At 61.8% G+C, this 5,277-nt stretch carries 6 protein-coding genes; 4 read left to right on the top strand and 2 right to left on the bottom strand.

The genetic code is table 11. The features are described from left to right. Positions 1-670 precede the first annotated feature (670 nt). Together B5G37_RS13995 and B5G37_RS13990 are read right to left on the bottom strand one after the other, a co-directional pair. On the bottom strand, positions 671-1,042 hold the full coding sequence (locus B5G37_RS13995) for a hypothetical protein (RefSeq protein WP_143482982.1): 372 nt from the start codon (positions 1,040-1,042) through the stop codon (positions 671-673). 51 nt (positions 1,043-1,093) lie between these two features. Next, positions 1,094-2,224 carry a hypothetical protein gene (locus tag B5G37_RS13990; RefSeq protein ID WP_087258841.1) on the bottom strand — a complete coding sequence of 377 codons (1,131 nt, stop codon included), beginning with the start codon at positions 2,222-2,224 and terminating at the stop codon, positions 1,094-1,096. Between the two features lie 146 nt (positions 2,225-2,370). Between B5G37_RS13990 and B5G37_RS13985 the strand changes: the two genes are divergently transcribed. The 4 genes from B5G37_RS13985 to B5G37_RS13970 all read left to right on the top strand — a co-directional run. After that, complete coding sequence (locus B5G37_RS13985) at positions 2,371-2,931, top strand: hypothetical protein (protein WP_087258840.1); 561 nt, start codon at positions 2,371-2,373, stop codon at positions 2,929-2,931. 213 nt (positions 2,932-3,144) lie between these two features. Beyond that, on the top strand, positions 3,145-3,495 hold the full coding sequence (locus tag B5G37_RS13980; protein ID WP_087258838.1) for a phage replisome organizer N-terminal domain-containing protein: 351 nt from the start codon (positions 3,145-3,147) through the stop codon (positions 3,493-3,495). Beyond that, complete coding sequence (locus B5G37_RS13975) at positions 3,492-4,568, top strand: phage replisome organizer N-terminal domain-containing protein (RefSeq protein WP_087258836.1); 1,077 nt, start codon at positions 3,492-3,494, stop codon at positions 4,566-4,568. The genes B5G37_RS13980 and B5G37_RS13975 overlap by 4 nt, the downstream gene beginning before the upstream one ends. A gap of 20 nt (positions 4,569-4,588) precedes the next feature. Continuing rightward, positions 4,589-5,277: ATP-binding protein (locus B5G37_RS13970; RefSeq protein ID WP_242962899.1), on the top strand; the 689-nt coding region annotated here is incomplete at its 3' end.

Here is a 5,277-nt window from a genome sequence, read left to right as displayed (position 1 = left end):
ACCGTTTTATCAGACTCCACTGCTTCCAGCCGCTACCGTCGGCAGCCTTGGCGTTGTCCTCGGGGATGTCTCCCTCCGGGGCGGTATCCCCGATCACGTTCTTGTCCGTCATCTTGGTTCCTTTCCTTATCGATCTATGGAATGCTATCATGATAGCAAGATGTAATGACATTTTGCTTTATTCGCATCCCAGAATCAGATACGCCACGAGGGATACGCCGAGGACTAGATACATCGCCACCGGCGGTATCGAGGAGATCATGGTCAGAATCCTGTATTGGTACTCAGCAAAGCCCTTTAGAACATCGAACAGGCTCCGGTCTATCCGCCCCCGGAGAGATTGAAGCGCATCCCTGATCCTGCATTCGAGTTTCCGCAGCCAAACCACCGTGCACGCTCCTTTCCCGTCTACTATCATCCTATCATAATAGGAAGATAAGAATGTGGGTAGATAGTTAAGTGTGTCCTCCGGCGTGTCCATCTGCCTGACCAGCCCTGCCGTTCGCACCACGGGAGGGTCGGCCCCGGTTTAGGCCCGAGGGAAAGCAGACCGGAGCGCGAAGCGCGCAGGGCTTTCCCATCGGGTTTGATCCACACCCCGGCCACGACGTAAACCGGCTGTTCCGGTCGATACTATCAAACCATTTTACCTTTTTTGTGGATTGCTTTATTACTGCTTTTCCGTATCGTTGGCGTCCCGGAACTCCATGGTGAGTCCGCGCCGTTCCTTGGCACGCTGGGCCACGGCCCGCGCCCATGCGGCGGACTGTTCGGAGCCGGTGCAGTCCCGGTCGCGCCGGGGCACCTCCACGATGTCGCCGCCGTCCTCCACGAGGCGCTGCACCTCGGCGTCGAACTTCCTTTTGAGGTCCAGCATATCCTTGGCGATCTGCGGTGGCGGCGTGCGGCTGCCCTCCCAGCGCTTCACGCTCTGCACCGTCACGCCCCACCGGTTCGCCAGCCATTTCAGGGTCAGGCCCATGCTTTCCCGCAGAGCCTTGTTCTCAGCAGGCGTCATCCATACTCCTTTCCTTGATTGCAAAGCACCCCCGGCATCCGAAGCTGCCGGAGGTGTTGGCGTAATCCGAAGCGTTCATCGATCCAGCGGTCGTTCGTTGGCCGCCGCGTCATGGCCGTCGAGGGCCTGTGAGGCGTCGCGCATGGTCTTGGCCTCCGCGCTGAGGCTCACGGATTTCTCCGATACGGCGGGAGAAGGCTCCGGTTCGATGGTGTGATCCCCCCATGGGGCGGTGACTTCGATGCGCCGGTCTTCAAGCCCGTTGCGGGCGAGGATGCGCCGTTCGGCGGCGTCGTAGGGTTCGGACGCCTCGGCATCCGGGCCGTCCACGCTTTCCGAGTCGATCTCGTCCCATTCCCATGATTCGGGATCGAAGCGTTCAAGCCGGACCATGGTGTGGAACCCCTCACCGGTGGGAGCCGCCTCGGGCAGCCCCGTGTAGGGGTTTTCCCCTTCTTCCAGCCCGTTCTCCATCTCATCGTAGGAAAGGCGGTATGCGTATTCGCCGGTAATGAACGCGGACACCTCTACATCAATCGGATGCTGGTGAACGCTGCGGGCGGCGACCTCACGGGCTGCATGATCCGGATTTGCGAACTCGCCAGTGACGAACGCGGCCATCTCCTCGGGTGTGAAGTCGTAATGCACATGCTCCGGATTCTTAAAATCATCGGATACGTCCACGGTGAACCGGTATCTGTCGTAGGTGACGGCGTTGCCGTCGTCGTCATGCACGGTGAATCCGCCGCTTTCGTCAAGCGTGACCTGATCGTGGCTTATGATGTGCCGAACACCGTTTTGGTCGATGCCTTCGAGCGGTGCGTAGTCGTACCACAGGTCCCGAAGCTCCGGGCGCTTGCTGGCATCATGATTTTGGGTGATGCGGTCCCAGTCCTGTTCCATGAACGCCTCCACCGCGCCGACCACCTCGTGCAGGTCGGGAGCGTCCATCACGTTGCAGAACACCACGCCGCTGCGGCTTGCTTCCAGTCCGATGGGGTTCAGCCGTCGGTTGAGGGCGTCCAGCAGTTCGTCCACCATGCCGTCGTGGTCGAAGTAGCCGTCGCTTCCGGTCGCCTGATCGTATTGGTCGAGCATGTTGAGGAACAGGTCATCCGCATGGCTGCCGGGCGTCTGACCGTCCGTCAGCAAAGTATCCAGTTGACCGTATTCTCTTACCAGTCCTGCGGGGTTGAATGCACTCATTTCCGTCTCCTTTCGTGTGGCAACGGTGACTCCGCCGTTTCCATTTTACCGGCACCGGTATCCAAAGGACACCGCCGTTTGGCGGTGCCTGTGCATGGCTTGTGACAAAATGGGTACCGATAACCGTTACACGAAAGGACATGCCCATGAAGCCAACGAAGATGAAGTCCAGCGGCGAATTGGAAGAGTACATCGCCGAACTGAAGGAACAGCTCAAACAGGCCAAACTTGACAAGAGGGAGGCTTTGGCACGGGAGCAGAAGCAGGCCCGCGAATGGCGCACCGACCTCGCACATACGCTGGGCGAAACCGTGCTCACGGTGACCGGCTGCGACTGGACCCGGCTCGACCTCGAAGCGCTGCGGGAATGGCTGGTGGATCACGCCGGGGAGATGCAGACCCTGCTCGTCGGCCCGGAGCGCACCCCCGAGGATGCCCACGACGCGCTGATCGCCTTCCGTCGCGGACAGGCCGCGGAGGTGAAGCAGGAGACGCAGCAGGCGGAGGTTGACGCCCCGCAGGAGGATGCGCCCGCCGCCGGGCCAACGGAACCGGAGAACAACACGGAGGCTTCCGCTACGGACGCTGGCGGCACGGCCATCCCCACCACGGATTCCGTGACGGCTGACGGCAATGACAATGAGACTCAGGACACGCCGTGGACCCCGCAGGGGGAGTCATGGCAGCCCCAGCAGGGGTGGAACTGAGCTTGAATACGAGGGGGACGAAGCCCACCGGCGCGAAAGCATCGGTGGGCTTCGATCCTTTTTGAGTTGGTAACCCAATCCAAAAGAAAGGACGCCTCCATCATACAACGGTTTACCCGGCGCTTCACTTGCCTTTGGCAGGAGGCACGGCATCCGGCGTGTCGTTTCCGGGGCCTCGCCATCCACCCCATATAGTAAGATAGCAAAATAGCAATGCAGGATTCTGTTGAGATGGCAGGAAAGGAGCGGAACATGAAGGACGAGGAGTATTGCGTCCGGTTCCCGTTGGACTTCTTCGACGACGCCCGCGTGAAGGTCATCGAGGCCATGCCCTCGGGTGACACGATCATCTGCCTGTGGATACGCTTCCTCTTTCTCCGCGTCCGGGCGATGGACATGAATGCGGATGGGGACTACCTCCTCCGCTGCGAGGACGGCAGGACGCTCACCGAGGAGGAACTGTGCCGGATCACCCACAACCCGCCGCAGGCCACACATTACGCACTGTCGGTGCTGGACAGGTTCGGCGTGGTCCCTTCGGAGACGGAAGGAGCCGCACGATGAAGCTCACATGGGTGAAATTCCATCTCGATTTCTTCGATGACCCCCGTGTGAAGGTCATCGAGACCATGCCGGAGTCCAACACCATGATCGCCATTTGGTTCAAGCTGGTCGCCCTTGTGGGCGGGCAGAACACCGGCGGCAGGTTCGTGCTGCGCACGGGACGCAAGGAGTCCGAAATGCCGCTGAACGAGGAGATCATCGCGGGTATCGTGAACGAATCCCTCACCACCGTGCGCCTCGCCCTGCGCACCTACGAACAGCTCGGCATGATCGAGGCGGTGGATGGCGTCTACGTCATATCGGACTGGGACCGGATCGTGGACGAGGAGCGTCTGCGCAGGCTTGAGGCCCGCAGGGAGGCCAAGCGGCTGGAAGCCGCCCAGCCGAAGAAAAGCCGGGAGCAGGTGGTCCACGAATACGTTGCCGCGCACCCGGACGCCTCGCAGGTGCAGATCGCGCGTGAGACGGGCGTGCCCCGCAGTTCCGTCCAACGCTACCTCAAGACCTGCCGGGCGTTGCCCGACGGCGGGGATGCCCAGACAGGGGTGTCCACCCCTGCCCAAAAAGGTGCCCACTTGGGTGCCCAAATGGGCTGCCCACCCCTGCCCATGGGCACCCGGACGGGCACCCCTGTGGGCACCCCGGAAACCCTTGGAAACACTGGCCTCCGGGAGGGTGCCCAAAATCCCGGTAAAGATGAAGAATTAGATATAGATATAGATAATACATCTACAGCTACAGCTGGGGACAAAAAGAATGGGCACCCATCAAAACGGGCGGTACGGCCCTCATTGGAGGAGGTCACGGCCTTCATCCACGCGGAGCGCCTGCCCATCGACCCGCAGCGGTTCTTCGACTGGTTCGAGCGGCACGGCTGGGCCACGAAGACGGGCAAGCCGTTGGACGACTGGCAGCGCATGGCCCGCACATGGGCCAAGCACGAACTGCCAGCGCCATCCATGGCCCCAGCACCCGACCTTGGGCGTGAGGTGCCCACGGTGGAGCAGATCATGAAGGACAACAAGGTGGACCGCAGCGTGGCGCAGGACATGCTCGACGCGGGCCTCTACTGACTTGGAAAGGAGTGGATCACATGGAGGAGAAACAGCAGCATGTTGTGCCGGGGGAGGACCACCGGGACGAAACCGGCCTGCTGGTCTGCGGGCGCTGCGGCCAGCCCAAGGAGCGGAGGCTGCCTGCTATGGACCTGTTCGGCGGGAAGGAGCGCATCGTGCGAGTCCTGTGCGAATGCGATCTGCGGGAGCAGAGGGAGCGGGAGGAGCAGGAACGGCTCAGGAAGGCGGCGGAACGGGCCAAGCGGCTCCGGGACGCCTGCTTCCACGGCAGCCCCTTCCTCCGGGACTGCACCTTCGCCACGGATGACGGGCGCACCCCGCGCCAGTCGGAGCTGTGCAAGCGCTACGCGGAGACCTTCGATCCGTCCGATCCCGGCGGGCTGCTCCTGTGGGGCGGTGTGGGCACTGGCAAGACCTTCATGGCCTCCTGCATCGCCAACGCCGTCATCGACCTCGGCTTCTCCGCCTACCAGACCGACATTGCGGGCATCGCCTCGCTGATGGAATCCTCCTTCGCGGACCGCCGCGCCAATCTCGACCGCATCCTGAATCGAGACCTGCTGCTCATCGAGGACCTTGGCGCGGAACGCTGCACCGAATACATGCTGGGCCATGTGTACAACGTCATCGACGGGCGCTACCGGTCCGGCAAGCCCATGGTCATCACCACCAACATTCCCCTCAAGGACATCTACCAGCCATCCGC

The organism is Pseudoflavonifractor sp. An85, from assembly GCF_002161235.1.
Taxonomy (GTDB): domain Bacteria; phylum Bacillota; class Clostridia; order Oscillospirales; family Oscillospiraceae; genus Enterenecus.
This window is presented reverse-complemented; position numbering and strand designations above follow the sequence as displayed.

Bases quoted from the DNA above. Each gene is read 5' to 3' on its own strand.
- B5G37_RS13990 (WP_087258841.1), bottom strand. From the start codon at position 2,224: ATGAGTGCATTCAACCCCGCAGGACTGGTAAGAGAATACGGTCAACTG.
- B5G37_RS13985 (WP_087258840.1), top strand. From the start codon at position 2,371: ATGAAGCCAACGAAGATGAAGTCCAGCGGCGAATTGGAAGAGTACATC.
- B5G37_RS13980 (WP_087258838.1), top strand. From the start codon at position 3,145: ATGCAGGATTCTGTTGAGATGGCAGGAAAGGAGCGGAACATGAAGGAC.
- B5G37_RS13975 (WP_087258836.1), top strand. From the start codon at position 3,492: ATGAAGCTCACATGGGTGAAATTCCATCTCGATTTCTTCGATGACCCC.